Origin of the sequence: Nitrosomonas halophila (assembly GCF_900107165.1) — a bacterium.
GTDB classification, from domain to species: Bacteria; Pseudomonadota; Gammaproteobacteria; order Burkholderiales; family Nitrosomonadaceae; genus Nitrosomonas; species Nitrosomonas halophila.
Genome location: NZ_FNOY01000045.1, coordinates 1 through 23362 on the forward strand (window position 1 = coordinate 1; position 23362 = coordinate 23362).

22 protein-coding genes are annotated in these 23362 nt (G+C 55.0%); 4 read left to right on the forward strand and 18 right to left on the reverse strand.

Annotated features, from left to right (window positions below; all coding sequences use genetic code 11):
* Nucleotides 1-51 precede the first annotated feature (51 nt).
* Nucleotides 52-867 (reverse strand): CobW family GTP-binding protein, encoded by an 816-nt coding sequence (locus BLV85_RS10200; protein WP_090414872.1) that lies wholly within the window; start codon nt 865-867, stop codon nt 52-54.
* A gap of 497 nt (nt 868-1364) precedes the next feature.
* Between BLV85_RS10200 and BLV85_RS10205 the strand changes: the two genes are divergently transcribed.
* On the forward strand, nt 1365-1913 hold the full coding sequence (locus BLV85_RS10205; protein WP_090414873.1) for a FecR domain-containing protein: 549 nt from the start codon (nt 1365-1367) through the stop codon (nt 1911-1913).
* 16 nt (nt 1914-1929) lie between these two features.
* Here the strand turns inward: BLV85_RS10205 and BLV85_RS10210 are convergent, their stop codons facing one another.
* The 17 genes from BLV85_RS10210 to mraZ form a co-directional block, all read right to left on the reverse strand.
* Nucleotides 1930-2496, reverse strand: a complete 567-nt coding sequence (locus BLV85_RS10210; RefSeq protein WP_090414874.1) for an NADPH-dependent FMN reductase — start codon at nt 2494-2496, stop codon at nt 1930-1932.
* A gap of 406 nt (nt 2497-2902) precedes the next feature.
* Nucleotides 2903-4054 (reverse strand): cell division protein FtsZ, encoded by a 1152-nt coding sequence (gene ftsZ / locus BLV85_RS10215; protein WP_090414875.1) that lies wholly within the window; start codon nt 4052-4054, stop codon nt 2903-2905.
* 66 nt (nt 4055-4120) lie between these two features.
* Nucleotides 4121-5359, reverse strand: a complete 1239-nt coding sequence (ftsA, locus tag BLV85_RS10220; protein ID WP_090414889.1) for a cell division protein FtsA — start codon at nt 5357-5359, stop codon at nt 4121-4123.
* Between the two features lie 25 nt (nt 5360-5384).
* Nucleotides 5385-6158, reverse strand: coding sequence for a cell division protein FtsQ/DivIB (locus BLV85_RS10225; RefSeq protein ID WP_090414876.1), 774 nt, complete (start codon nt 6156-6158; stop codon nt 5385-5387).
* Between the two features lie 124 nt (nt 6159-6282).
* Nucleotides 6283-7203 (reverse strand): D-alanine--D-alanine ligase, encoded by a 921-nt coding sequence (locus BLV85_RS10230; RefSeq protein WP_090414877.1) that lies wholly within the window; start codon nt 7201-7203, stop codon nt 6283-6285.
* Nucleotides 7200-8168, reverse strand: a complete 969-nt coding sequence (murB, locus tag BLV85_RS10235) for a UDP-N-acetylmuramate dehydrogenase (RefSeq protein WP_090414890.1) — start codon at nt 8166-8168, stop codon at nt 7200-7202. Before murB ends, BLV85_RS10230 begins: the two co-directional genes overlap by 4 nt.
* 51 nt (nt 8169-8219) lie before the next feature.
* The gene (gene murC, locus BLV85_RS10240) at nt 8220-9638 is read right to left on the reverse strand and encodes a UDP-N-acetylmuramate--L-alanine ligase (protein ID WP_090414878.1); all 1419 of its coding nucleotides are present in this window, start codon (nt 9636-9638) and stop codon (nt 8220-8222) included.
* Nucleotides 9635-10717: an undecaprenyldiphospho-muramoylpentapeptide beta-N-acetylglucosaminyltransferase gene (murG, locus tag BLV85_RS10245; RefSeq protein WP_245725173.1), complete on the reverse strand. Its 1083-nt coding sequence runs from the start codon at nt 10715-10717 to the stop codon at nt 9635-9637. The genes murC and murG overlap by 4 nt, the downstream gene beginning before the upstream one ends.
* A 49-nt stretch (nt 10718-10766) precedes the next feature.
* A complete protein-coding gene (ftsW, locus tag BLV85_RS10250; RefSeq protein ID WP_090414879.1) occupies nt 10767-11924 on the reverse strand; it encodes a putative lipid II flippase FtsW in 1158 nt (385 codons plus the stop codon).
* Nucleotides 11925-11926: 2 nt separating this feature from the next.
* Nucleotides 11927-13342, reverse strand: a complete 1416-nt coding sequence (murD, locus tag BLV85_RS10255; protein ID WP_090414880.1) for a UDP-N-acetylmuramoyl-L-alanine--D-glutamate ligase — start codon at nt 13340-13342, stop codon at nt 11927-11929.
* Nucleotides 13339-14424 carry a phospho-N-acetylmuramoyl-pentapeptide-transferase gene (mraY, locus tag BLV85_RS10260; protein ID WP_090414881.1) on the reverse strand — a complete coding sequence of 362 codons (1086 nt, stop codon included), beginning with the start codon at nt 14422-14424 and terminating at the stop codon, nt 13339-13341. The genes murD and mraY overlap by 4 nt, the downstream gene beginning before the upstream one ends.
* Nucleotides 14425-14526: 102 nt before the next feature.
* The gene (locus BLV85_RS10265) at nt 14527-15879 is read right to left on the reverse strand and encodes a UDP-N-acetylmuramoyl-tripeptide--D-alanyl-D-alanine ligase (RefSeq protein ID WP_342707074.1); all 1353 of its coding nucleotides are present in this window, start codon (nt 15877-15879) and stop codon (nt 14527-14529) included.
* Entirely contained in the window at nt 15879-17435 is a 1557-nt protein-coding gene (locus BLV85_RS10270; RefSeq protein WP_342707076.1) for a UDP-N-acetylmuramoyl-L-alanyl-D-glutamate--2,6-diaminopimelate ligase, read from the reverse strand. The genes BLV85_RS10265 and BLV85_RS10270 overlap by 1 nt, the downstream gene beginning before the upstream one ends.
* A 2-nt stretch (nt 17436-17437) precedes the next feature.
* On the reverse strand, nt 17438-19180 hold the full coding sequence (locus tag BLV85_RS10275) for a peptidoglycan D,D-transpeptidase FtsI family protein (protein ID WP_090414884.1): 1743 nt from the start codon (nt 19178-19180) through the stop codon (nt 17438-17440).
* Nucleotides 19177-19461, reverse strand: a complete 285-nt coding sequence (gene ftsL, locus BLV85_RS10280) for a cell division protein FtsL (RefSeq protein WP_090414885.1) — start codon at nt 19459-19461, stop codon at nt 19177-19179. Before ftsL ends, BLV85_RS10275 begins: the two co-directional genes overlap by 4 nt.
* Nucleotides 19458-20411 carry a 16S rRNA (cytosine(1402)-N(4))-methyltransferase RsmH gene (gene rsmH / locus BLV85_RS10285; protein WP_090414886.1) on the reverse strand — a complete coding sequence of 318 codons (954 nt, stop codon included), beginning with the start codon at nt 20409-20411 and terminating at the stop codon, nt 19458-19460. Before rsmH ends, ftsL begins: the two co-directional genes overlap by 4 nt.
* Nucleotides 20412-20426: 15 nt before the next feature.
* Nucleotides 20427-20873 (reverse strand): division/cell wall cluster transcriptional repressor MraZ, encoded by a 447-nt coding sequence (gene mraZ / locus BLV85_RS10290; protein ID WP_090414887.1) that lies wholly within the window; start codon nt 20871-20873, stop codon nt 20427-20429.
* A 238-nt stretch (nt 20874-21111) separates the two neighbouring features.
* Here mraZ and BLV85_RS15265 point away from each other — a divergent pair, with 238 nt between their 5' ends.
* The 3 genes from BLV85_RS15265 (at nt 21112) to mnmA (ending at nt 23246) form a co-directional block, all read left to right on the forward strand.
* A complete protein-coding gene (locus tag BLV85_RS15265; RefSeq protein WP_176974011.1) occupies nt 21112-21279 on the forward strand; it encodes a hypothetical protein in 168 nt (55 codons plus the stop codon).
* A 67-nt stretch (nt 21280-21346) separates the two neighbouring features.
* Entirely contained in the window at nt 21347-21964 is a 618-nt protein-coding gene (locus BLV85_RS10295; protein ID WP_090414888.1) for a DNA-3-methyladenine glycosylase family protein, read from the forward strand.
* Between the two features lie 193 nt (nt 21965-22157).
* The gene (gene mnmA / locus BLV85_RS10300) at nt 22158-23246 is read left to right on the forward strand and encodes a tRNA 2-thiouridine(34) synthase MnmA (protein WP_090414892.1); all 1089 of its coding nucleotides are present in this window, start codon (nt 22158-22160) and stop codon (nt 23244-23246) included.
* The last annotated feature ends 116 nt before the right edge of the window (nt 23247-23362 follow it).

Sequence of the window (23362 nt, forward strand, 5' to 3'; positions counted from 1 at the left end):
TTTCGAACCTTTCATGGCGCAGAAATCGCATTATATCATGCACTTGGCGCGCTACCTGAACCGGATGTCGCCCACAGATTCTGCTGACGAGCCGATATCTTTTCCTTTATCCTGCAAGAGCTGGTAGATCCACCGATTGAATTTGTCACCATCGACACGCCCAGTTTCAACTATGGATACAGAAAATACCGATTCATCATGCTGATGGGCATCCTCACTGAGCAAGGAGGGATCTATGTGCAGCGCCTGCTTCAAATCAAATGCCTGGATCCCGAGTATAGAATCCATTGGAATATCACTGTGCTGCGTTCTATAGATTCTAGCAAAGGAAGCCAGCCTCCGAATTCGCTGCTCCAGATCATCCAAGGTTCCCGGGGGGATCAAATCGGTCTTGTTTAGCAACACCACATCAGCAAAGGCAATCTGTTCCTTTGCTTCATCGCTGTCCCAATGCTGCCCAATATGCTTTGAATCCACTACCGTTATCACCGCATCCAGCTGGGTCCTGGTCCTCATCACTTCATCAACGAAGAAGGATTGAATCACTGGCGCGGGGTCTGCCAAGCCAGTTGTCTCGATCACAATATGATCGAACTTGTCTTGCTTCTGCATCAAATTGTCAAAAATACGAACCAAATCCCCTCTGACACTGCAACAAATACAACCATTATTCATTTCCAATATTTCTTCATCCGCGTCAATGACCAGCTGACTATCAATACCGATTTCTCCGAACTCATTCACGATGACAGCAATTCTTTTACCATGATCATGTGTAAGTATATGATTGAGCAATGTTGTTTTGCCGGATCCCAAAAATCCGGTAATAACACTCACAGGTATTGGCGATGTAGTGTAGGGCGTCATGGTAAGAATTGTATGAAATTTATTGCTGCAACTTGTTCGCTATCACCGCATTGGCTCTCCAAATTGTGCGACCGGACAATCACAGACGCATGCGACTGGAGTATTTGCATTTGCAACAGTCAGTTTAATCGCAAAAAAGCATTTGACAAGAGTTCTGCACAAAAAAATTAAAGTAACGTAGTGAGTATTGCCTTTCTCAGCTGCGGCTGGCATGTTGAAAGATATCTGGCTGCTTCACTTAACCCTCTGAATTGGCCATAAAATTGCATGATGCTAGGAGGCTATCCGAGAATAGGTTGATCTACTGCGGACGAACCTGTCAGGCTGGATTTTTCGATCCTTTTCGTTGAATAGAACCACTATTCGCCTCAAATGATCGAAAAATCCCGCTCAGCCAGCTTCGCCCTCGCTACGCTATTCTCGGACAGCCTCCTAGAAAATTCCGGCAGTCAGTATATAATTCCAGAATTACTCTGTTTACAGTTTGGCCAAACACCATGCAGGAACCTAAATCTCCCGACGTAGAGCCCTACCGGTTTGTTTTCAGGTGGCGGCGTTTGTTGATGCACAGCGCGATCATGGGCATTGGTGTGATATTGGGTCTGATGACCTGGTATTTTGGCAAACCGCACAGCATCCGGTTTTATGAAACGACGGTGGAAGAACGGTTGGCTACTGCCATAGCGCCTGGTATCGATATGGCGCTGGATGTGGGCAGTTCCATCGCTGTCAGGGCAGATCAACCCATAAAAGTGGAGTTGTTCAAGGGCAATGTCTATTTTGACATTGATAAAAACGCCGCTCATCTACTTGAAGCCAAAGTTGGCAATACCCTTATCGAGGGCTACGGTACGCGTTGCAGCATCCAGATGCACACAGATGGCCATCACCATGTCGCTGTTGCGGAGGGGCATATCAAGATCCATGTCGCATCCGGGGTCTATCAAATCAATGCATCCGAGCAAGCCGATTTTGATGACCAAAGCATCAGCAGGCACCGCTTGATCGCTGACCGGAACATTGCGCCCTGGCGCCCTCGGCAGTGACTGTGCTGAAATCCGATCAGATCCTCATCGTTCTGAGTGCCAGCGTCCATTTGTGCAGTTCATCCAGCATTGCCTGACCCGAACTCACGTGATGATCCTGAGGCGTGAAGTTTTTTTTCTGATCGATGAGCTTCGAGACATGCTGGATGGTGACAGCTTCGACCATAGGCATCATTTTTAATGTGGTCAGGGTGAGTTTTTCGACCAGTGCCGAGCGGAGTCCGCCTGAGACCCCGCCATAACTGACAATGCCAGCCGGTTTGTAATTCCATTCCTTGTAGACGTAATTGAGCGCGTTCAGCAGAGCGGGCGGTGGTCCAAAATTATATTCCGGAGTCACGAACACATAAGCATCCGCCGCATTGACGCTGGCAGACCAGTTCTTGGTATGCGTATGCTGGTAACGCTGAAGCACGGGATGCTCGGGTTCATCGTATACCGGCAAGTTGAATTCGGCGAGATCGACCAGCAATGCTGCGAATTTTCCATGCCGCACAGCCAGTTTGTGAAACCACTTGCCCACATACGGCCCAACACGGCCAGGCCGCGTACTGCAGATAATGATATGAAGTTTGGGTTGCATGCTATGCCCGTCCATTGTGTTAGGGCTCGTTAATGAATAACTTGGACATACGTAACAACCCTTCGGGCTGGGGTCGCTTTTGGCGCATACCGGCGTTGCAAGCCACTTGTTGTGAATGACACAACGGCGTGTCTTGCGCCTTGGTCTGCGCCAAAAGCGACCCCAGCGTATGCTCAAGTTATTTATTAACGAGCCCTTGAAGCATTGTTGAACCAAACGATAGCCGGAATTCTACGCCAAATATAGCGATTTAAATGTTGTTTTGGCTGATGCGCAGGGAGGCAAGAGATCTGTCATGCGATGCATGCGCCGCCCCTGGGAGAGGGCGGCGCTACCATACAACGGGATATTTGGAATATGCCTATTCCTGGATCGGTGACAAGCCGATACTATTCAACAGGCAGAGTTAGTCGGCCTGTCTTCTCAGGAACGCAGGAATATCCATTGGATCCATACCGGATTGCTGCATGGCTGTCACGGTGGCGTTGCTTCTTCTGCCGGTGCGCATCACGGCAGGCTCGTCCACATTCTGGGCGGGGCTTCTGTCGTCAGTACCGGTACGGGAGTGGACCACTGTCAGCGGTCTTTGGGCCTGATGATTGATGCTTCCCAATCCGGTGGCGACCAGTGTGACACGCAGGTCATCTTCCATGCCTTCATCGATTACCGAGCCGACGATCACGGTGGCATCTTCTGCCGTCATTTTCTTGACGGTATCCATCACTTCCTGCACTTCACGCATCTTGATGGCCGAGCTGGCGGTGATGTTCACCAATACACCGCGCGCACCGGTCAGGGTGATTTCTTCGAGCAGCGGGCTGGCGACGGCTTGTTCCGCGGCCATGCGTGCGCGATCGACGCCGCTGGCGAGGGCCGAGCCCATCATGGCCATGCCCATTTCCGACATGACAGTCTTCACGTCGGCAAAATCGACGTTGACCAGGCCGGTGCAATTGATCACTTCCGCGATGCCTGCAACGGCGCCATGCAAGACATCGTTGGCGGCCTTGAACGCATCCAGCATGCTGATGTCATTGCCCAGTACATTCATCAGCTTGTCGTTGGGAATGACAATCAGCGAGTCGACATGTTGCGCCAATGCTTCCATGCCGGCCTGTGCCGCTTTCAGGCGCTTACCTTCGAAGGAGAAAGGTTTGCTGACGACTGCTACGGTCAGAATGCCCATTTCCTTGGCAATTTGCGCCACGATCGGTGCGGCGCCGGTACCGGTGCCGCCTCCCATGCCGGCGGTGATGAACAGCATATCGGCCCCTTGTACCATTTCGGCGATACGGTCACGGTCTTCCAGTGCCGCTTCTTTGCCAATATCGGGGTTGGCACCGGCACCCAATCCGCGGGTGACATTGGAGCCCAGTTGCAATGCAGTTGGCGCGAGACTGCCTTTGAGCGCCTGGGCATCGGTATTCATGCAAATGAATTCCACCCCTTTCATTTCATTTCTGATCATGTGGTCGACCGCGTTACTGCCACATCCTCCTACGCCGACAACTTTGATGATCGCCAATTCCTGGGATTCGGTATTCGTGATTTCAAACATAGCATTTCTCCTATTGCATGGTAGATTTGTAAACAACATCCCGTTAAAGCTTGTTTTGGTTCTGGATTAAAAATTATCCTGGAACCATCCTTTCATTCTCGCCAGAATTTGCTTGGCGGAGCCACTCTTCAATTTGGTGTGGTGATGATGGAGGCGGTCCTCCATGCCTGCCATCACCAGTCCAATGGCAGTCGAGTAGCGTGGCGTTCGTACAACTTCTTCCAGACTGCCTTTGTAGACAGGGAGCCCCAGTCGTACAGGCATATGGAAAATTTCCTCACCCAGCTCGACCATTCCCAGCATGGAACTGCTGCCACCTGTGATGACGATGCCTGATGAGAGTAACTGCTCGAATCCACTGCGCCGCAATTCTGCCTGTATCAGCAGATAGAGCTCTTCGACGCGCGGTTCGATTACTTCTGCCAGGGTTTGCCTGGAAAGCGGACGGGTACCCCGGTTGCCAACGTCCGGCACTTCTACTGTTTCGCGCACATCTGCCAGTGCGCGCAAGGCACTGCCATAGCGGCACTTGATATCTTCCGCATCCTTGGTCGGTGTGCGCAATGCCATGGCAATGTCATTGGTGATCTGATCACCCGCGACCGGGATCACTGCCGTGTGGCGTATCGCGCCATTTGTGAAGACGGCGATATCCGTCGTGCCGCCACCGATATCGACCAGGCAGACGCCCAGATCCTTTTCGTCTTCGGAAAGTACTGCTTTGGCCGAGGCCAGGGGTTGCAAGACCAGATCCCGTACGCCCAGTCCGCAACGATGAATGCATTTGGCGATGTTCTGGGCGGCCGACACTGCGCCGGTTACGATGTGCACCTTGACTTCAAGCCTGATGCCGCTCATCCCGACCGGCTCGCGTACATCTTCCTGGCCATCGACGATGAATTCTTGATTCAAGATATGCAATATTTGCTGGTCGGCTGGAATATTGACCGCCTTGGCGGTTTCCATCACCCTGTCCACGTCCGCCAGCGTGACTTCCTTGTCCTTGATCGCGACCATTCCATGCGAATTGAAGCCCTTGATATGATTGCCCGCGATGCCGGCATAGACTTCAGTGATCCGGCAATCGGCCATCAGCTCCACTTCTTCCAGCGCACGCTGGATCGCATTGACTGTCGTTTCAATGTTGACCACCACCCCTTTTTTCAGTCCACGTGACGGGTGGCTGCCTAATCCCACGATCTCAAAGCCACCTTCGGGCTTTATTTCCGCGACGATGGCCACAATTTTGGATGTACCGATATCGAGGCCAACGATCATGTCCTTGCCTTCTTTGGCTTTACTCATTTTTAAAATCTCCCCGATTTCATAATTACCATGCACGACCTGACCGAGGTAAGGTATGCGAAACATTTGTCGACTTGCGAATGGCAAATCCATTGGCGTAGCGCAAGTCGACATAGGCCAGCGTTTGCTGCTGGGCCAGGCTCTCGCCATGCTGTTGATAGACCGCCACATAGCGTCTTAGACGTGACTCGATATGTTTGCGCCCCAGTTTCAACCAGGTTCCGGTATCAAGCCGGATATGCCAGGCATGCCGGGGGGTTAAAACGATTTCTTGGGCGTTCTGCCCAAGTGGTTGCAGCAATTCGTTCAGCGCCTGGTATTGCTGTGTGATCAAGTGGCTGCTTTGAGTATCAGGGCCGATAAATACCGGCAGATGCGCGTTTTCAGTCATGGCGCGAAACAGCTCGCCATGTGTGTTGATCAGCGCTGTCTCTCCCCAGTGTGCCAGGGGCACATGCTCCTCAAGCAGCACATCCAGCGCCGGCGGCCAGTCGCGCAGAATTTTTACTGATCTGACCCAGGGCAATTCCATGAAAGCTGCCTGCAGCGCCTTCAGGTCCACAGTCATGAAATTGGTGTCGGTCGTATTGCGCATAATTTGCTCGATTTGGTCGCGGGTCACATGCGTCAAGCTGACGCGTACCGTTTGCGAGTGATCAACGCCTTCGACCCGAATTTCCCGCAGTGAAAAGAAGGGCAACGTCAGCACCCTTGTGCCCACCACATATAATGTGGCCAGCAAGACGCCTGTCAGCATGATGTTGGCCAGAAAATTCAGGGTTTGATGATCGTTCCACATAAGCGCAACTCTAGGCATTCAAGGATTCGAGCCCAATCGGGCACGTACATAGTGCACACTGCTGACGTTGTTGAGGCGCCAGCAATTTCCGGGTAACCGGACATGGTTTGAGCTAACCGATATATCAGGCATGCTCATGGCTCAAGGACAGAATGTGCACGACCAGCTCATCGAAAGAAATGCCAATGGCGTTGGCGGCCATGGGTACGAGACTGTGATCGGTCATGCCGGGTGACGTGTTGGCCTCAAGAAAATAAGGCTGATTATCTTGATCCAGAATGACGTCCAACCGGCTCCAGCCGGAACAGCCCAATACCTGGTGGGCGCGTAGCGCCATGGCCTGGATCTGGTGTGTCAACGCTTCAGGCAACCCGCTTGGACAGGTGTAGCGCGTATTGTTGGAAAAATACTTGGCCTGATAGTCGTACAAATCCTCGGCGATATCGATCCGCACCAATGGCAGGGGGGTGTTGTCCAGGATAGCCGCAGTCAACTCGATGCCCTCGATGAACTGTTCAGCGAGGACCAGCGAATCATAGTGCGCTGCGGTGCGATAAGCGGCTTGAAAATCCTGCTCGCAGCGCACCTTGCTCAGACCCAGTGTCGAACCTTCGCGGGCGGGCTTGACAATCAGCGGCAGGCCCAGCTCGTCCGCTAGGTCGTGAAAGTCGCTATCCGCCTGCAGCAGCCTGTAACGCGGAGTATCGATTGCTGCCGCCTGCCAGATCATTTTGGTGCGCCATTTGTCCATCGCCAGTGCACTGGCGAGAATCCCGCTGCCGGTATAGGGAAGTCCCATCAGCTCGAGTGCGCCCTGGACGGAGCCATCCTCGCCATAGCGGCCATGCAGCGCGATAAAGGCACGCTTGAAGCCGGCCTTCAACAGATTTTCCATAGGCTGTTCGGCCGGGTCGAAAGCGTGCGCATCGACGTTTTTGCGGCGCAATGCGGCCAGGACAGCTGCCCCGCTTCTCAGTGAAATCTCGCGCTCGGAGGAACGCCCCCCAAGCAATACCGCTACTTTTCCAAAGTCTGACATATTCACAGCTGATGCTCCTTGTCTTGCCCGATGATGCGCACTTCTGTGACTAACGCAATGTTCAGCCTGGCTAGCACCCGGTTGTGCACGGTCTCGATGACCGCTTCGATGTCGGTCGCAGTGGCCTGACCACAATTAACAATGAAATTGGCATGCCGTGTCGAGACCATTGCATCGCCAATACGCAGCCCCTTCAGGTCGCATTGCTCGATCAAACGAGCCGCGAATTCGCCATCGGGATTACGGAATACCGATCCTGCGTTAGGTAGCCCCAATGGTTGGCTTTTGATGCGCGCAGTGAGCAAGGTTTTGATGACCTGGCGCGAGGTTTCCATTTTGCCTGCCGGCAAACGAAACCAGCCGCCAGCAAACCAGGCCTGGCCACAGTCAGACGAGGCGCTATCGCGCAATGCGATTTGCCGGTAACCGACCCGGTAATCATTCGCAGGCCGCTCGGACAGGTGGCCGCTGCGATCGATTGTTTTGACTCGCTCGACCCATTCCCATGTTTCCGAGCCATAGCATCCGGCATTCATGGCGAGTGCGCCGCCTATGGTGCCCGGAATGCCGGCCAGAAATTCCACGCCGGCCAGATTGTGCAACGCTGCGAATCTCGCCAGCTTGGGGCAGGGGACGCCCGCACCGGCATAAACTAGGCCGCCCTGTTCATCCTGTTCGACGATGAACAGCTCGTTGAGACGGGCATGCAACAAGACCACGGCGCCTTGCACGCCGCCCTCCCGGACCAGCAGATTGCTGCCCAGGCCGATCATGTAGACCGGCTCATGCCTGGGCCAGGCTTGTAAGAATAGAGCTAAATCTTCCAGGTCTGCTGGCCGATAACAGTTTGCAGCGTGTCCTCCCGCGCGCCAGGATACATGCCGCTGCATCGGCTCGTTTGGGCGCAACTCTCCACGCAACAGACGGGTATCGATGCGGGTCAAGTGCGTGCCTGGCAGTTTTAGTCCCATCTTGGTTTGTTGTTGGCTAGGGCTGTCGGTCAGAATCTGCATGCTATTTGTTTAACCGTTGATCAAGACCAGTTTGTGCATCGATTGCGCAATGGCAGGGGCCACTTTGCCGATCGATCCTGCGCCCATGATCAGCACGACATCTCCATTTTGCGCAATGGCCTGAATCGCATCGCTCAGTTCATCAATTTGCGCCACATAAATCGGTTCGAGCTTGCCATGCACTCGGATCGCTCGCGCCAGGGATTTGCTGTCAGCAGCGATGATCGGTTCTTCGCCTGCCGCATAGACTTCCGTGAGCAACAACACATCTGCGCTCGACAATACTTTGACAAAGTCTTCGAACAGATCCCGGGTGCGGCTGTAACGGTGTGGCTGGAATACCAGCACCAGTCTGCGATCGTTGAAGGCCCCCCGTGTGGCGGCAAGCGTTGCCGCAATTTCTGCAGGGTGATGGCCATAATCATCGATCAGGGAAAAACTGCCCCGTCTTGGGATGGGAATTTCTCCATAATGCTGGAATCGTCTTTCCACGCCGCCAAACTTGGCCAAGGCCCGTATGATGGCTGCATCCGTCACACCCAGTTCATTGCCAACGGCGATGGCAGCCAGTGCGTTCTGGACATTGTGCCTGCCCGGCAGATTGAGTGTGACGGGCAGGGTGCGCGTCGAGCCGTTCACGCCGATATGCGCCAGAAAATGCATTCTGCTGTGCTCGGCACGTATTTCGGTTGCGCGGACCTGTGCGTCATCCGTCAAACCATAGGTGGTGAAGGGTTTGGTGATCATGGGGATGATCTGCCGCACATTGGGGTCATCCACACACAGCATGGCCATGCCATAAAAAGGCAAATGTTCGACGAACTCGACAAAGGTTTGCCGGAGCCTGTTGAAATCATGCTCATAGGTATCCATGTGGTCTGCGTTGATGTTGGTTACGACCGTCAGCACAGGTTGCAGGTAGAGAAACGAGGCGTCGGATTCATCTGCCTCGACAACGATGAATTCGCCGCTGCCGAGTTTGGCGTGACTGCCGGCAGTTTTGAGGCGGCCGCCGATGACGAAGGTCGGATCGAGGCCTGCTTCCGCCAGAATGCTTGCGACCAGGCTGGTGGTGGTGGTTTTGCCATGGGTGCCAGCAATTGCGATACCCCGCCGCAGGCGTAACAGTTCTGCCAGCATCATGGCGCGCGGCACTACCGGAATTTGGCGTGCGCGTGCGGCCAGGACTTCCGGATTGTCCTGCTTGATCGCAGTTGAGATCACGACCGCATCCGCTGACTGAACATTTTGCGCCGTATGGGTGTGATTGATCGTCGCACCGAGCTGCCGGAGCCGCTTGGTCGTCTGGCTGTCGGTGATATCGGAACCGCTGATCTGGAAACCCAGATTGAGGAGAACCTCGGCGATTCCACCCATGCCGGAACCCCCGATGCCAACGAAATGGACATGCCGGATTTTATGTTTCATGGTTTGCTCCCAATCATTTCCTGGCAGGCCTGGGCCACCCTTTGCGTGGCTGCTGGTGCAGCCAGCGCACGTGCATGGGTGGCCATGATTTGTAATTGTTCGCGCGTGCATGCCATCAGCCATTGCGCCAGCGCAGAGGCGGTCAATTCAGACTGAGGCCACAGCATGGCTGCATGGCGATCGCTCAGAAAGCGTGCATTGCTGGTCTGGTGATCGTCCACCGCATGCGGATAGGGCACCAGAATACTGGCCAGGCCCGCTGCTGCCAGCTCGGCAATCGTCAGCGCGCCAGCCCGGCAGATCACCAGATCGCAGTCGCTGTAGTGTGCGGCCATGTCTTCGATAAAGGGCACTAACTTGCCTGTCACGCCATACTCGGCATAAGTGGTCTGCAAACTGGCAAGATGTGCCTTGCCCGCCTGATGTGTCACCACCGGACGCTTCCCTTCGGGAATCAGACTCAGCGCGTGCGGCACGATCGTATTCAATTTTTGTGCGCCCAAACTGCCACCGATGACCAAGAGCTTGAGCTTGCCCTTACGCCCCGCATAACGTTGTTCCGGCAAGGGCAGCTGTGCAATTTCCGGCCGAATCGGGTTGCCTGTGACCACGATCTGCTCTGTCCGGCCAGAAAGGGCACCAGGAAAACCCAGCAGTATGCGGTCGGCGATTTTGGCAAGTACCCTGTTGGTGAGCCCAGCAATCGTGTTCTGTTCATGAATCAGCAGCGGTTTTCCGAGCAGGACTGCCATCATGCCACCCGGCAGCGCGGGATAGCCGCCCATCCCCAAAACCACATCCGGCCGGCGGCGCTGCAGGCTGCGCAGGCTTTGCCAGAAGGCTCTCAGCAAACGCCAGGGAAGCAATAATTGTGCCAGCAATTTTTTTCCGCGCAGGCCCGAGAATTGGATGAGCTCGATCGGAAAGCCATACTGGGGCACCAGTGTCGCCTCCATGCCCTGCTGGGTGCCTAGCCACACGATTTGCCAGCCATTGGCCTGCATGTGGCTGGCCACGGCCAGCCCCGGGAACACATGGCCACCCGTCCCGCCGGCCATGATCATGAGTGTGCGCGCCATGGTACGCTCCCCTTATGTGAAGAAGTATTTTGCGAATGCCGGTACGGGCTCATACGCTCAGCCCCTTGCGCTTGAGCCGGTTTTCCCAGTCGATACGCAACAACAAGGCTATCGCCAGACAGTTGACAAAGATGCTGCTGCCGCCATAGCTCATGAACGGCAAGGTGAGTCCTTTGGTCGGCAGTAGGCCCATGTTGACTCCCATGTTGATAAAGGCTTGCAACCCTAGCCAGATACCGATCCCCTGCGCGACCAGCGCGGCAAAATGATCACCATGCATGATGGCTGTCCGGCCAATGCTGAATGCGCGCACCAGCAGGCAGGCGAAAAGCGCCATCACGGTGGCGACCCCTGCCAGACCGAGTTCTTCTGCCAGGACCGCAAGCATGAAATCGGTATGCGCTTCTGGCAAATAATGCAGCTTTTCGACGCTCCCCCCGAGACCGACTCCCCACCATTCGCCAAGCCCAAATGCGATCAACGCATGGCTGAGCTGATAGCCTTTGTCAAAGGGATCGGCCCAGGGGTCCATGAAAGCGATAATCCGGTCCATTCGGTAAGGTTCCAGCGAAATCAGCAGAATCAGCGGCAGCGGCAGCAGACAGGCCAGTATCAGGAATACTTTCAGGCTCATTCCGCCCATGAACATGATGCCCAGTACGATGGCGATGGTGACGACCAATGCACCATAATCAGGCTCTCGCAGCAACAGGACCGCGACCACCAGCAGCGTGCAGAGTATGGGTAGGAAGCCCTTGAAGAAATGGTTCCGGTAAGCTGCCTTGCGCACTACATAATCGGCGGTAAAAACCAATATCAGCAGCTTCATCAATTCGGACGGCTGGAAATTCACCACGCCCAATGAGAGCCAGCGATGACTGCCATTGATTTCACGGCTGACACCCGGAATCAGAACCAGAGCCAATAGAAAAATACCGCCCACGAGCAGATACGGGCTGTATTCCCGCCAGACATGCAGTGGAGCCTGAAAGGCGATATAGCCGGCAATCAACCCTGCCAGGATATAGCTGCTTTGTCTGATCAGGTAGTAGTAGGCGCCATGTGTGTCATGTTCCGTCTCGGCGATTGCAATGGAAGCGGAGTACACCATGACCAGTCCCAGGCCAAGTAATGCCAGCACCGAACAGACCAGATACAGGTCCAGTACGGTCTCGATAGGTTGACGGTGAAGGGTGGCTGTACTCATAGTCAATGGCAAGTCTGCGCGGTTCGTATGAATTTGTGTTCGATGGCTTTGACAGCCGCAAGATAGACCTCGGCCCGGTGGATATAACTGTTGAACATGTCCAGACTGGCGCAGGCTGGAGAAAGTAAAACGATATCCCCGGATTCGGCCAGCAGAAAACTGACCTGAACGGCCTCTTCCATGGTCGCCGCCCGATGCACGGCGATGTCGCAATCCTCGAGTATGGCTGCCATCTTGTCGGCGTCGCGTCCCAGCAACACGATGCTGCGCGCATGCTTGATGATGGGTTGTCTGAGCGGTGTGAAATCCTGTCCTTTGCCGTCTCCGCCTGCGATCAGAATGATGTTTTTTTGCTGGCCGCTCAATGCGGCTATGGTTGAACCGACGTTGGTGCTTTTGGAATCATCGAAAAATGTGACGCCATTGAATTCACTGATTTTTTGCATGCGGTGCGGCAATCCCCTGAATGTCCGCAACGCGCGTAACAACGGTTCGTAGGGGAGTGCAACGGCCCGGCACAGCGCCAGGGCTGCCAGGGCATTGAGGGCATTGTGCAGACCAGCTACCGCGAGCTCGCTGGTCTTGAGCAGACAGGTATTGCCTTGCGCCAGCCATAAATCCGAGCCATCCGGCAGCAGGCCGAATTCCTCGTCCGAAACCGGCGCAGTCATGCCAAAGGTTAATTGTTTGCTGTTGTTCCGGGCCATGGCACAGACCTTGGGATCATCCCGATTGAGTACTTGCGTCCCATGTGTGCAGCGTTCGTTGAGGAAGATTCTGGCTTTGGCTGTGGCATATTCTTGAATGCTGGGGTAACGATCCAGATGGTCTTCGCTCAAATTCAGGACGGTGGCCGCGTCGGGGCACAGGCTGCGCGTGGTTTCCAGTTGAAAGCTGGAAAGCTCGAGCACCCACAAATGCGGCCATTTGTCCGCATCCAATCTGTTCATGAGCGCATCCAGGGCAGCCAATCCAATATTGCCCGCTACTTCTACATCCCAGCCAGCACTTCTGGCCATCTCACCGACCATGGTGGTCACCGTGCTTTTTCCATTGGAGCCTGTGATGGCCACTATTTTTGCATGCTGCTGATTGAACTGTTCCAGTGCCAGTGCAAACAACTCGATATCGCCCATAACCGGCAGACCACCTTGCACGGCCGCCTGTACCAGTGGTTCGGTCAAGGCGACGCCTGGACTGATGGCGATTGCATCGATGTCCTGCAAAATGGCGGCCTGGAGCGGACCAGCATATATTCTCTCGCGTGGAATGATCTGGCTGATCAGAGCCTGATTGGGAGGGAGGACGCGCGTATCGGCAGCCGATATCACTGCGCCCGCGCGCGACAGCCATTTGGCCATCGACACGCCGGTTTTACCCATGCCCAGTATCAGGATTTTTTTGTCGGAGAAATTCATCGCAGTTTCAACGTTGACAGTCCAACCAGCACGAGAATGATGGTGATGATCCAGAATCGCACAACCACCTGATTTTCTTTCCAGCCCTTGAGTTCGTAATGATGATGCAGCGGCGCCATCCGGAACACGCGCTGGCCAAACAACTTGTAAGAAACCACCTGGATCATGACCGAAAGCGCTTCCATGACAAATACGCCGCCCATGATGACCAATACGATCTCCTGACGAACGATGACAGTGACCACGCCCAATGCAGCCCCGAGTGCCAGCGCGCCGACATCGCCCATGAACACCTCGGCGGGATTGGTGTTGAACCACAGAAATGCCAGGCCGGCGCCTGCCAATGCGCCGCAGAAAACGGCCAGTTCCCCGGCATTCGGAATATGCGGAATGCCAAGGTATTTGGCAAATACGACATGACCGGCAAGATAGGCAAAGATGGCCAATGCACCGCTTATCATGACCGTCGGCATGATGGCCAGTCCATCCAGTCCGTCAGTCAAATTGACCGCATTGCTGGTGCCAACAATCACCAGGTAGGTCAGCAGGATAAACAGGGTTGTTCCCAAGGGGATCGCCACTTCCTTGAAGAAGGGCACGATCATGTCGGTTTGCTGGGGAAGCTCGGCAGTCATGACAAGATAGGTTGCGACCAACAGGGCGATGATGGACTGCCAGAAAATCTTGGCTGCCGCTGAAAGCCCTTTGGAATTGCGTTGCATCACCTTGCGGTAATCGTCGACCCAGCCTATCAGGCCGAAACCCAGTGTCGTCAGCAGGGCCACCCAGACATAATGGTTGGTGAGATCGGCCCACAACAGCGTTGTGATCATCACGGCTATCAGAATGAGCGCGCCACCCATTGTCGGGGTGCCTGCCTTGACCAAATGTGATTGAGGGCCGTCATCACGCACGGATTGTCCGATCTTGCGGGCGGTCAGGCTACGGATCATGGCCGGTCCGATCAGAAACGAGATGATCAATGCGGTCAGCGCGGCCAGCATGGTGCGCAGCGTGATGTAGCTGAATACGTTGAAGGCGCGGATGTCTTCTGCAATCCATTGGGAGAGGATCAATAACATTCTATTGTTCTCCCGCCGATCCCTGGACAGTCTTGCCAGTCCGGATGTCATGATTTTGTTGACTATTCATCGTGTATGCGCTGATCACAAGGAAAATGGCCATCAGGCCTTCAATTTTTCAATGACTCGTTCCATTCGCATGAAACGCGACCCCTTGACCAACAAGGTGACATCTGTGGCGAGACAGCTTTCCGCCTTTGCCAGCAAGTCATCCATGCTGGTGAAATGATGTGCCCCTTCACCGAAGCCGGCCACGGCGTGCGCACTGAGCTCGCCCAAGGCCAGCAGTGTCTGCACGCCCGCTGCACGCGCCTGTTGGCCGATCCGATGATGAAACCTGGCCGCATCCATACCCAGTTCCCCCATATCGCCCATCACCAGTATTTTTTTTCCAGGTGTGTTCGCGAGCACTGCCAATGCCGCCCACATGGATTCCGGGTTGGCATTGTAGGCGTCATCGATCAATGTGGAACGATGTTGGCCCGGCTGTTTCTGCAGACGTCCGGATATGCCCGAGAATGCATGCAGACCGGCCGCGATGGCGGTCTTGTCTATGCCTATGGCTGAAGCGGCGGCAGCGGCAGCGAGTGCGTTGTAAACGTTGTGCCTGCCTGGTACTTGCAGCAACACTTCGGTATGCCCGGCCGGCAGCCGAAACGACCAGGCATTGTTGCCTGGATGGGCAATGGTTCGGGCGCTGATTTGGGCCTGACTATTCAAGCCGAAATCGACGATGTGCCTGTTCCCTGCGAGTTGCCGCCAGAGCGCTGCATAAGGATCGTCCGCATTGATCACCGCAATTCCGCTTGCATCCAGGCCTTGGAAAATTTCTCCCTTGGCCGAAGCGATGGCCTTGGTCGTGCCCAGTTGGGCGATATGTGCGTTACCGGCATTGGTGATAATGGCAACCGCAGGGGCCGCCAGCCGGGTCAAATAGGCAATTTCACCGGCATGGTTCATGCCCATCTCAATGATTGCATAAGCATGGTTTGCATGCAGTTGCAGCAGCATGTGCGGCACACCGATATCATTATTCAGGTTACCGATGGTTGCCAGTACCCGCTCGCTGCCGGCCGCATGCCGGCAAATGGCTGCCAGCATTTCCTTGACGGTGGTTTTGCCGTTGCTGCCTGTGACGGCAACCAGTGGCAGCGTAAACCGCTGGCGCCAGTTCGCCGCCAGTTGACCAAACCCCAGCCGGGTATCGCCCACGTGCAGCCAGCCAAAATCGGGCTTGGTCTGCATGCTGGCAGCTTCTCTCGTGACCATCGCGGCCACCGCGCCTTTTTCGATCGCTTCAGGAATAAAGCGATGGCCATCAAAGCGCTCACCGGATAAGGCAACAAAGAGGTCGCCCGCTTTCAGGCTGCGGCTATCAGTGCTCACACCGGTGAACACCGGATTCCCGCCGGACCAGTCAGCATGCAGTACCGAAGCGGCTTCCTGTACGTTCATCACCCTTGCACCTGCAGGTTCAAATTGGCCAGATCATGCAGCACCTGACGCACGACCTTGCGATCATCAAAAGGATATTTCTTGCCCGCGATTTCCTGGTGAGCCTCGGCACCCTTGCCGGCGATGAGCACCACATCTCCGGGATGGGCGCTGTGAATGGCACGGTAGATCGCGGCGGCCCGATCGGCCTCGATTGTGCAGCACCCGCCATGGACACCTTTCATAATATCTCGGATGATGTCATGAGGTGGTTCATTGCGTGGGTTGTCGCTGGTGATGATGACTTCGTCTGCCAGCCGCGAGACAATTTCTCCGATCAGAGGGCGCTTGCCTCGATCTCTGTCGCCGCCGCAGCCAATCACGCAAATCAATTTGGAGTGCTTGTGCCGGGTGGCGCGGCCTGTGCGTGGGCCGTTCAGCATCTCGCGCAATCCGGTCAGCACTTCACATAACGCATGCGGGGTGTGCGCATAATCGACGATTACCGTAGGCTGGCTGCCGCCTCCCAGCTTTTCCATGCGACCCGCAATCGGCCGGACTGTCTGCAGGGCAGCGACTGCATCTGCGAGCGCAATATCGCTGGCAAGCAGAGTGGCCAATACCGCGAGCAGATTGTAGGCATTGAAGCGGCCCGTGACATGGCTTTGCAGGCGTGTCCGCTGACCACAATATTCCACATCAAAGGTGATGTTGTGTGCCGTGACTTGCAAATGGCTGCCATACAGTATTTGCTGGTTTTTAGTGGTCCAGCGGTCCTGGCACGGCTGCTGGAAGCCATAGCCTATGAGCGGCAGATGGCTGCCTGCCAGCTGGCGCGACAACTCCACCCCCAGCACCTCGTCCAGGTTCAATACCGCTCGTTTCAGGCCATGCCAGAAAAACAGTTTTGCCTTGGTGGCTGCATAGGCATCCATGCTGCCATGATAATCCAGGTGATCGCGCGACAAGTTGGTCAAAACCGCAACGGAAAATTCTGAGCCGATGACTCTCCCTTGAGCGAGGCCATGCGAGGAAACTTCCATGGCGATGGACTGTGCGTCCTGCTGCCAGTATGCAGCCAGCAGCTGTTGCAGCTGTATGGCGTCAGGCGTGGTGTGTGCTGAATGGCTCAAGGCATCCGGGAAGCCATGGCCCAGGGTGCCGATGATGGCAGTTTTTTTGCCCAGGGCTGCCATGGCCTGGGCATACCAGTGACTGCATGAGGTTTTGCCATTGGTGCCCGTAATTCCAACCAGCCATAGCTGACGAGATGGGTGGCCGTAGATTTGACTGGCGAGCTGACCGGCCTTGTGACGCAGCCCCGTGACGGCAAGATTGGGCAATTGCCAGGCCGGATTCCACGCATACCCCTGCTTTTCCCAAATGACTGCGTTGACACCGAGCGCGATCGCGCGAGGAATATCCTGGCGCGCATCGTAGCGTTCGCCCGCGTAGGCGACAAAGGTATCGCCCGGCAGCAACTCTCGACTGTCTGCTACCAGGCGGCGCACCGTAATGCCGAGCTGATCCCGCAGGCAGGCGGCAAAGTTCTCGGTTGATTTTGAACTTGACGTCACGTTCACCCCTTGCTTTCCGGCCTGCTAAATGGGGGCGATATCACCATATTCCTCAAAGGTTCGTCATGCGCTACATTGAGAGCTCGGAGTGTACCTTCCATGACCCGGCTGAACACCGGTGCAGCCACCACCCCGCCATAATGTCCGCCGGTCGTGGGTTCGTCGATCATGACGGCGATTACCACGCGTGGATCCGAGGCTGGGGCATAGCCTACAAAGGAAGAGATGTAGCGGTTCTTGGCATAACCTTTTTGATTTTCCAAGCGTTTATGAGCGGTGCCTGTTTTGCCGGCGACACGGTAGCCGCTGATGCTTGCTTGCGAACCCGTACCTTCCGGCTGGACCGCGAGTTCCAGCATATTGCTCACAGCCAGTGCAGTGTCGCGTGAAATGACTTTCTGACCGACGGCAGGCAAGTCGCGTTTGAGCAAAGTGACCGGTTTCAACTCGCCTCCGGCGGCAAAAATGGTGTAGGCGCGTGCCAATTGCATCAGATTGACAGAGATACCGTGTCCATAGGACATGGTGGCCTGTTCGATCGGCCGCCATGTGTGATAGGCACGCAAGCGTCCGCTGGCTTCCCCGGGAAAGCCACAGCCGGTTTCCGTGCCAAAACCGGAACGGCTGAGCATTTCCCAGAAAGTTTGGGGGGGGAGCATCAGTGCGATCTTGGCCGCACCAACATTGCTCGATGCCTGGATAACCTGGGAGACGGTCAAGTCGCCTTTGTCGCGGACATCGCGGATCACGGCCTTGCCTATTTTGAAGGTGCCGCCGGCGGTTTCCATCAGGGTATCCGGTTTGACCCGGCCGGTTTCCATGGCCACCGCCACGGCGAAAGGCTTGAGCGTGGATCCGGGTTCGAAGGCATCCACCAGTACACGATTGCGGATGGTTTCATTGTTCATGCTGGCGCGTTGATTCGGATTGAAGGCTGGATAGTTGGCCATTGCCATGACTTCACCGGTTTGTACATCGAGCGCCACAATACTGCCTGCCTTGGCTTGGTGGGTCTTGATTGCACGCGCCAGTTCCCGGTAGGCGAGGTATTGTATTTTACTATCGATCGACAGAGTCAGATCCTGACCGGGCTTCGGAGAGCGGATCCGCTCGACGTCTTCCACTACGCGCCCGATACGATCCTGGATGACACGCCGTTTGCCGTGCTCACCGGTGAGCACGTCTTGCCAGGCCAGCTCCACGCCCTCTTGTCCTCTGCCATCGATATCGGTGAAACCGAGGATATGCGCGGCCAATTCGCGGGTCGGGTAGTAGCGGTAAAACTCACGTTTCAGATAAACGCCCTTAATATTCAGCTGGGCGACACTGGCGGCTATTTGCGGGGGTAATTGTCTTTTCAGGTACATGAATTTCTTGCCGCTATCGATACGCTTTTGCACGAGGCTTTCTTTGACCCCAATTAGATTTGCCAACGCCTTGACTTGTTCCGGGGTCGCAATAACTTCTTGCGGATTGATCCAGACGGACTTGACCGGAGCGCTGATAGCCAGGATTTCACCATTGCGGTCTCTGATGCTCCCCCGCAGGGCATTCTGTTCGATGACGCGGCTGTAACGGGATTGCCCTTGTTGCTGCAAAAAATCCTTGTTCAAGCCCTGCAGATAGACTGCCCGGCCGGCCAGTGTGAGCAGACCCAGTAACAGCAATCCGAGCATGAGGCGTGCGCGCCATGCCGGGAAATACGACGCATTTGACTGGGCGGGTTTGAAAGCTGAAATAATCATCTGGATTGACCTGTCATGGTGCTGGCATCGAGCACAAGAATGCTTTCAGCCGGCGGATTGATCATATCAAGCTGCTTTCTCGCAATTTTTTCCACTCTTGCATGCATTGCCAGCGTGCTTTGCTCCAATTGCAACTGGTCCCACTCGGTGTTCAGCTGTTCCGTCAGTTTCTGCTCTTTTTCCTGGGCCATGAAAATTTTTCGTGCTTCATGGCGGGCGGTGACTATTCCCAGCCCGCAAGCGATCAGTGTCAGAAATAGGAAAATATTCAGCTTGATCATCTGGTTATGATGCCGGTTCCTGATTTTTCCGCCACCCGCATGATGGCGCTGCGTGCCCGTGGGTTGGCGGCAATCTCGTCGGCACTCGGGCGAATTTTTTTGCCAATGACGGTCAAAGTCTGCTGGCTGTGCATGAGCGCTTCATGTGCACGCACAGGCAGCTTGCGTGGCAGCCTGTCGGACTTAGCCTGCTGGCGCATGAAGCGCTTGATGATACGGTCTTCCAGCGAATGAAAGCTGATCACAACCAGCCGGCCGGCCGGATTCAGCATATTCACGCATTGCGGCAGTGTCATCGACAATTCTTCAAGTTCCTGGTTGAGATGAATCCGTATCGCTTGAAAAGTCCGCGTCGCCGGATGCTGCCGATATTCCCACCCATGACCGCGCGCGCGCACGACCGCTGCAACAATTTCGGCAAGCTGAAGCGTGGTAGTGATGGGCTGCTGTGCCCGTGCCATAACAACTGCTCTTGCAATCGGCCCAGCATACCGTTCTTCGCCATAATCCCTGATCACCTCTTTTAAATCTGTTTCTGTTACGGTGGCGAGCCATTCGGCTGCCGTCCTTCCGCGGCTGGTATCCATGCGCATATCCAGCGGTCCCTCCTGCCGGAAACTGAATCCGCGCGTGGCCTTGTCCAATTGAATGGAGGACACGCCAAGATCCAGCAAGATACCGTCAACACCATCGATCTCCAATGCCTGCAATGCGGTCTGCAGGTTGGCGTAGCTGCTGTGTTCGATATACAGCCGCTTGTCCTGGATGGCTTTGGCAGCCAGAATGGCTGTCGGATCCTTGTCGAATACGATCAGCCGGCCCTGTTCACCCAGACGAGACAGGATCAACCGGCTGTGACCGCCTTGGCCGAATGTCCCGTCGACATAAGTGCCATCAGCCTTGACACACAGCGCATCAATCGCTTCTGTCAATAAAACCGGGGCGTGCACGGTGTTACCACCGCGTCATAATGAAAACCCTTCCAGTTCGGGAGGCATGTTGCCGTCTTTGTAAACGAGTGCCGCCTCGATTTCCAGATTCCATTTCTCCACATCCCAAAGTTCAAATTTTTCACCTTGCCCTGCCAGCACCACTTCTTTCTGCAGGCCAGCAAACTGACGCAAGGGTGGCGCGACCAGTATGCGGCCTGAACCATCCATTTCAACATCACTGGCATTGCCGATAATGAGTCTTTGCAAGCTACGAATCTGGGGATTGAAACTGGAAAGCCCGTTCAATTTTTTTTCTATTGGCTCCCATGCGGGCTGGGGGTATATCAGCAAGCACCTGGAAGGGTCGGCAGTGATGACGATGTTGCCCGCGCAGCGGGCCAACAGTTCATCTCGATACCGGGCAGGAATTGCAAGTCTCCCCTTGCTATCAAGGCTCAGTTGCGTGACACCACGAAACATCCCATCCCCTTTGATTTTGATGGAGGCGCTGACTGATCAGAAAACCGCATCGCTCCACCACACCCCACTATTATTACTTATTTCACCACTTTTACCCACTTTAATCAAAAAAAATTTCAGGGTCAAGCGAAAAACAAAAAAAATGTTTTGTTGACAGGCACTTAACAGAATGTAGGGTGATCATTTTTGTAGAATATTGGTGCTTATTTGGTCTATTTCTGACTTTATGGGGAGGAGGGTGCCATTTAAAGAGATCGCTGATCCGGAAATGCCTGTCTGGGCGAGGGAAGGGGATCCAGTCTTTGGATCATGGCGCAAGGCAAGCTATCGTCGTTTGGCCATGTCGGGTAACATCTGGCATGGCCCGATTCTGAAGATACTGGAAGGACTCAAGCATGAGGGATGACTTTATGGATAACATTGATCGATGCCTGCTGAATGCCATGCGACCGGTGAAGCGGGGGTGATCCGCAATGGCACCCGTTTTTTGGCAGCAAGCCACCCAATATTTATCGGCGTGCGATCCGGTGATGCAGCGGTTGATTCAGCACCATGGCGACGCGTGCCTGGAAGCCTCTGGCGACGCATTTTCCACCTTGGTGCGGGCCATCGTCGGGCAGCAAATTTCAGTCAAGGCCGCGGCCAGCGTCTGGCAAAGAATGGTGGTGGCGCTGCCTGAAATGACGCCCGAGGTATTGGAGGCGGTGGATGCGGGCATGCTGAGAGCTTGCGGGTTGTCGGCCAGAAAGGTCGAATCCCTGCGGGATTTGTCCAGCCATTTTCTGCGGGGCGGGCTGAAAGCGGTAGTCTGGCGTGAAATGGACGATGAAGACTTGATCGTAGCGCTCACCCAGGTAAAGGGTATCGGCCGCTGGACAGCCGAAATGTTTTTGATTTTTCATCTGCATCGTCCCGACGTGCTGCCATTGGCCGATGTCGGCCTGCAGCGCGCGGTCGGCATCCTTTACAATGCCAGTCAGCCGGTGAGTAAAAACAGGATCAGTGCGATCGCCGACAACTGGCGGCCCTGGCGTTCGGTCGCCACCTGGTATTTATGGCGCAGTCTGGACCCGATTCCCGTCATATACTGACCGCTTGCGTGGCGGCATCCTGCCAGTGGCTTGAACGTTGCCGGCAGGAAGCCGCAAGACAGTGTTACCATTGACATGCATGCCTGAATGCTTGACTTGGCGGTTGCAGGGAACACGCAGGCCGGTAGCGCTCCCACATCACATCGGCTTGCGAATTTGGGTTTATCCGCACAATAAAAAACAGTTTGACATAATGAAAAAACAACGTGTTGTGGTCGGCATGTCCGGCGGCGTGGATTCTTCCGTGGCAGCCTTGTTGCTGAAACAGCAAGGTTACGATGTAGTGGGTCTTTTCATGAAAAACTGGGAGGAAGACGATACCGACGAGTATTGCTCTTCCCGCCAGGACTTTCTCGATGCTGTGTCGGTCGCTGACATCCTCGACATACCGCTGGAAGTGGTCAATTTTTCTGCGGAATACAGGGAACGTGTTTTCAACTTGTTTCTCGCCGAATACAAGGCGGGGCGGACGCCCAATCCGGACGTACTGTGTAACAGTGAAATCAAGTTCAAGGCATTCCTGGAACATGCGATAACGATGGGCGCCGACTGGATCGCAACCGGCCATTATGCACAGGTTCGGCAAGCGAAGGGTTTGTATCAACTGCTCAAGGGTGAGGATGGCAACAAGGACCAGAGCTATTTTCTCTACCGGCTGAATCAGCAGCAGCTGGCACGCACCCTGTTCCCGATCGGACATCTTTACAAGCGTGATGTGCGCAGGATGGCGCGGGAGCACGGGCTGCCCAATTCCAGCAAGAAGGACAGCACCGGTATCTGTTTCATTGGCGAACGCCCGTTCCGTGAATTTCTCAACCGCTACTTGCCGATAGAGCCGGGTGAAATCAGAACCTTGGACGGCAGGGTAGTGGGGCAGCACCAGGGATTGATGTATTACACCATTGGACAGCGGCAGGGCCTGGGAATCGGCGGGACGCGCGGGGGCGATGAGCGGCCATGGTTTGTGGCGGACAAAGATATGGCAAACAATCTGCTCTATGTGGTGCAGGGACATGATCATCCGGCCCTGTTCCGTTCCATGCTGAGGGCCGAGGATCTCTCCTGGATCAGCGGCACGCCTCCGCATCCCTATTGGGTGTACGCGGCAAAGATTCGCTATCGCCAGACCGATGCCCCATGCACGATTCTCGGTTTCGAGCAGGAGGCTTGCCGTATTGGCTTCGCCGCCCAGCAGTGGGGGGTCACACCGGGGCAATCGGTGGTGATTTATGAAAGCAATGTCTGCCTGGGAGGCGGCGTGATCAGCACAGTGAATGACTGAGAAACCGTTTGCAATTTTCCGTTGTAGATACTCTGTCTTCAGTCAAGCAAAATTTACATATTAGCGCCCTTTATTTTGAAAAACTTGTCACCATCAAACGGCATGTTGTTATGCAG

Bases quoted from the DNA above. Each gene is read 5' to 3' on its own strand.
- murG (WP_245725173.1), bottom strand. From the start codon at position 10,717: ATGGCGCGCACACTCATGATCATGGCCGGCGGGACGGGTGGCCATGTG.
- mraZ (WP_090414887.1), bottom strand. From the start codon at position 20,873: ATGTTTCGTGGTGTCACGCAACTGAGCCTTGATAGCAAGGGGAGACTT.
- BLV85_RS10205 (WP_090414873.1), top strand. From the start codon at position 1,365: ATGCAGGAACCTAAATCTCCCGACGTAGAGCCCTACCGGTTTGTTTTC.
- ftsL (WP_090414885.1), bottom strand. From the start codon at position 19,461: ATGATCAAGCTGAATATTTTCCTATTTCTGACACTGATCGCTTGCGGG.
- mnmA (WP_090414892.1), top strand. From the start codon at position 22,158: ATGAAAAAACAACGTGTTGTGGTCGGCATGTCCGGCGGCGTGGATTCT.
- BLV85_RS10265 (WP_342707074.1), bottom strand. From the start codon at position 15,879: ATGAACGTACAGGAAGCCGCTTCGGTACTGCATGCTGACTGGTCCGGC.
- murC (WP_090414878.1), bottom strand. From the start codon at position 9,638: ATGAAACATAAAATCCGGCATGTCCATTTCGTTGGCATCGGGGGTTCC.
- ftsA (WP_090414889.1), bottom strand. From the start codon at position 5,359: ATGAGTAAAGCCAAAGAAGGCAAGGACATGATCGTTGGCCTCGATATC.
- ftsW (WP_090414879.1), bottom strand. From the start codon at position 11,924: ATGAGTACAGCCACCCTTCACCGTCAACCTATCGAGACCGTACTGGAC.
- BLV85_RS10200 (WP_090414872.1), bottom strand. From the start codon at position 867: ATGACGCCCTACACTACATCGCCAATACCTGTGAGTGTTATTACCGGA.
- BLV85_RS10275 (WP_090414884.1), bottom strand. From the start codon at position 19,180: ATGATTATTTCAGCTTTCAAACCCGCCCAGTCAAATGCGTCGTATTTC.
- BLV85_RS10210 (WP_090414874.1), bottom strand. From the start codon at position 2,496: ATGCAACCCAAACTTCATATCATTATCTGCAGTACGCGGCCTGGCCGT.
- murB (WP_090414890.1), bottom strand. From the start codon at position 8,168: ATGGGACTAAAACTGCCAGGCACGCACTTGACCCGCATCGATACCCGT.
- mraY (WP_090414881.1), bottom strand. From the start codon at position 14,424: ATGTTATTGATCCTCTCCCAATGGATTGCAGAAGACATCCGCGCCTTC.
- BLV85_RS10225 (WP_090414876.1), bottom strand. From the start codon at position 6,158: ATGTGGAACGATCATCAAACCCTGAATTTTCTGGCCAACATCATGCTG.
- ftsZ (WP_090414875.1), bottom strand. From the start codon at position 4,054: ATGTTTGAAATCACGAATACCGAATCCCAGGAATTGGCGATCATCAAA.
- murD (WP_090414880.1), bottom strand. From the start codon at position 13,342: ATGAATTTCTCCGACAAAAAAATCCTGATACTGGGCATGGGTAAAACC.
- BLV85_RS10295 (WP_090414888.1), top strand. From the start codon at position 21,347: ATGGCACCCGTTTTTTGGCAGCAAGCCACCCAATATTTATCGGCGTGC.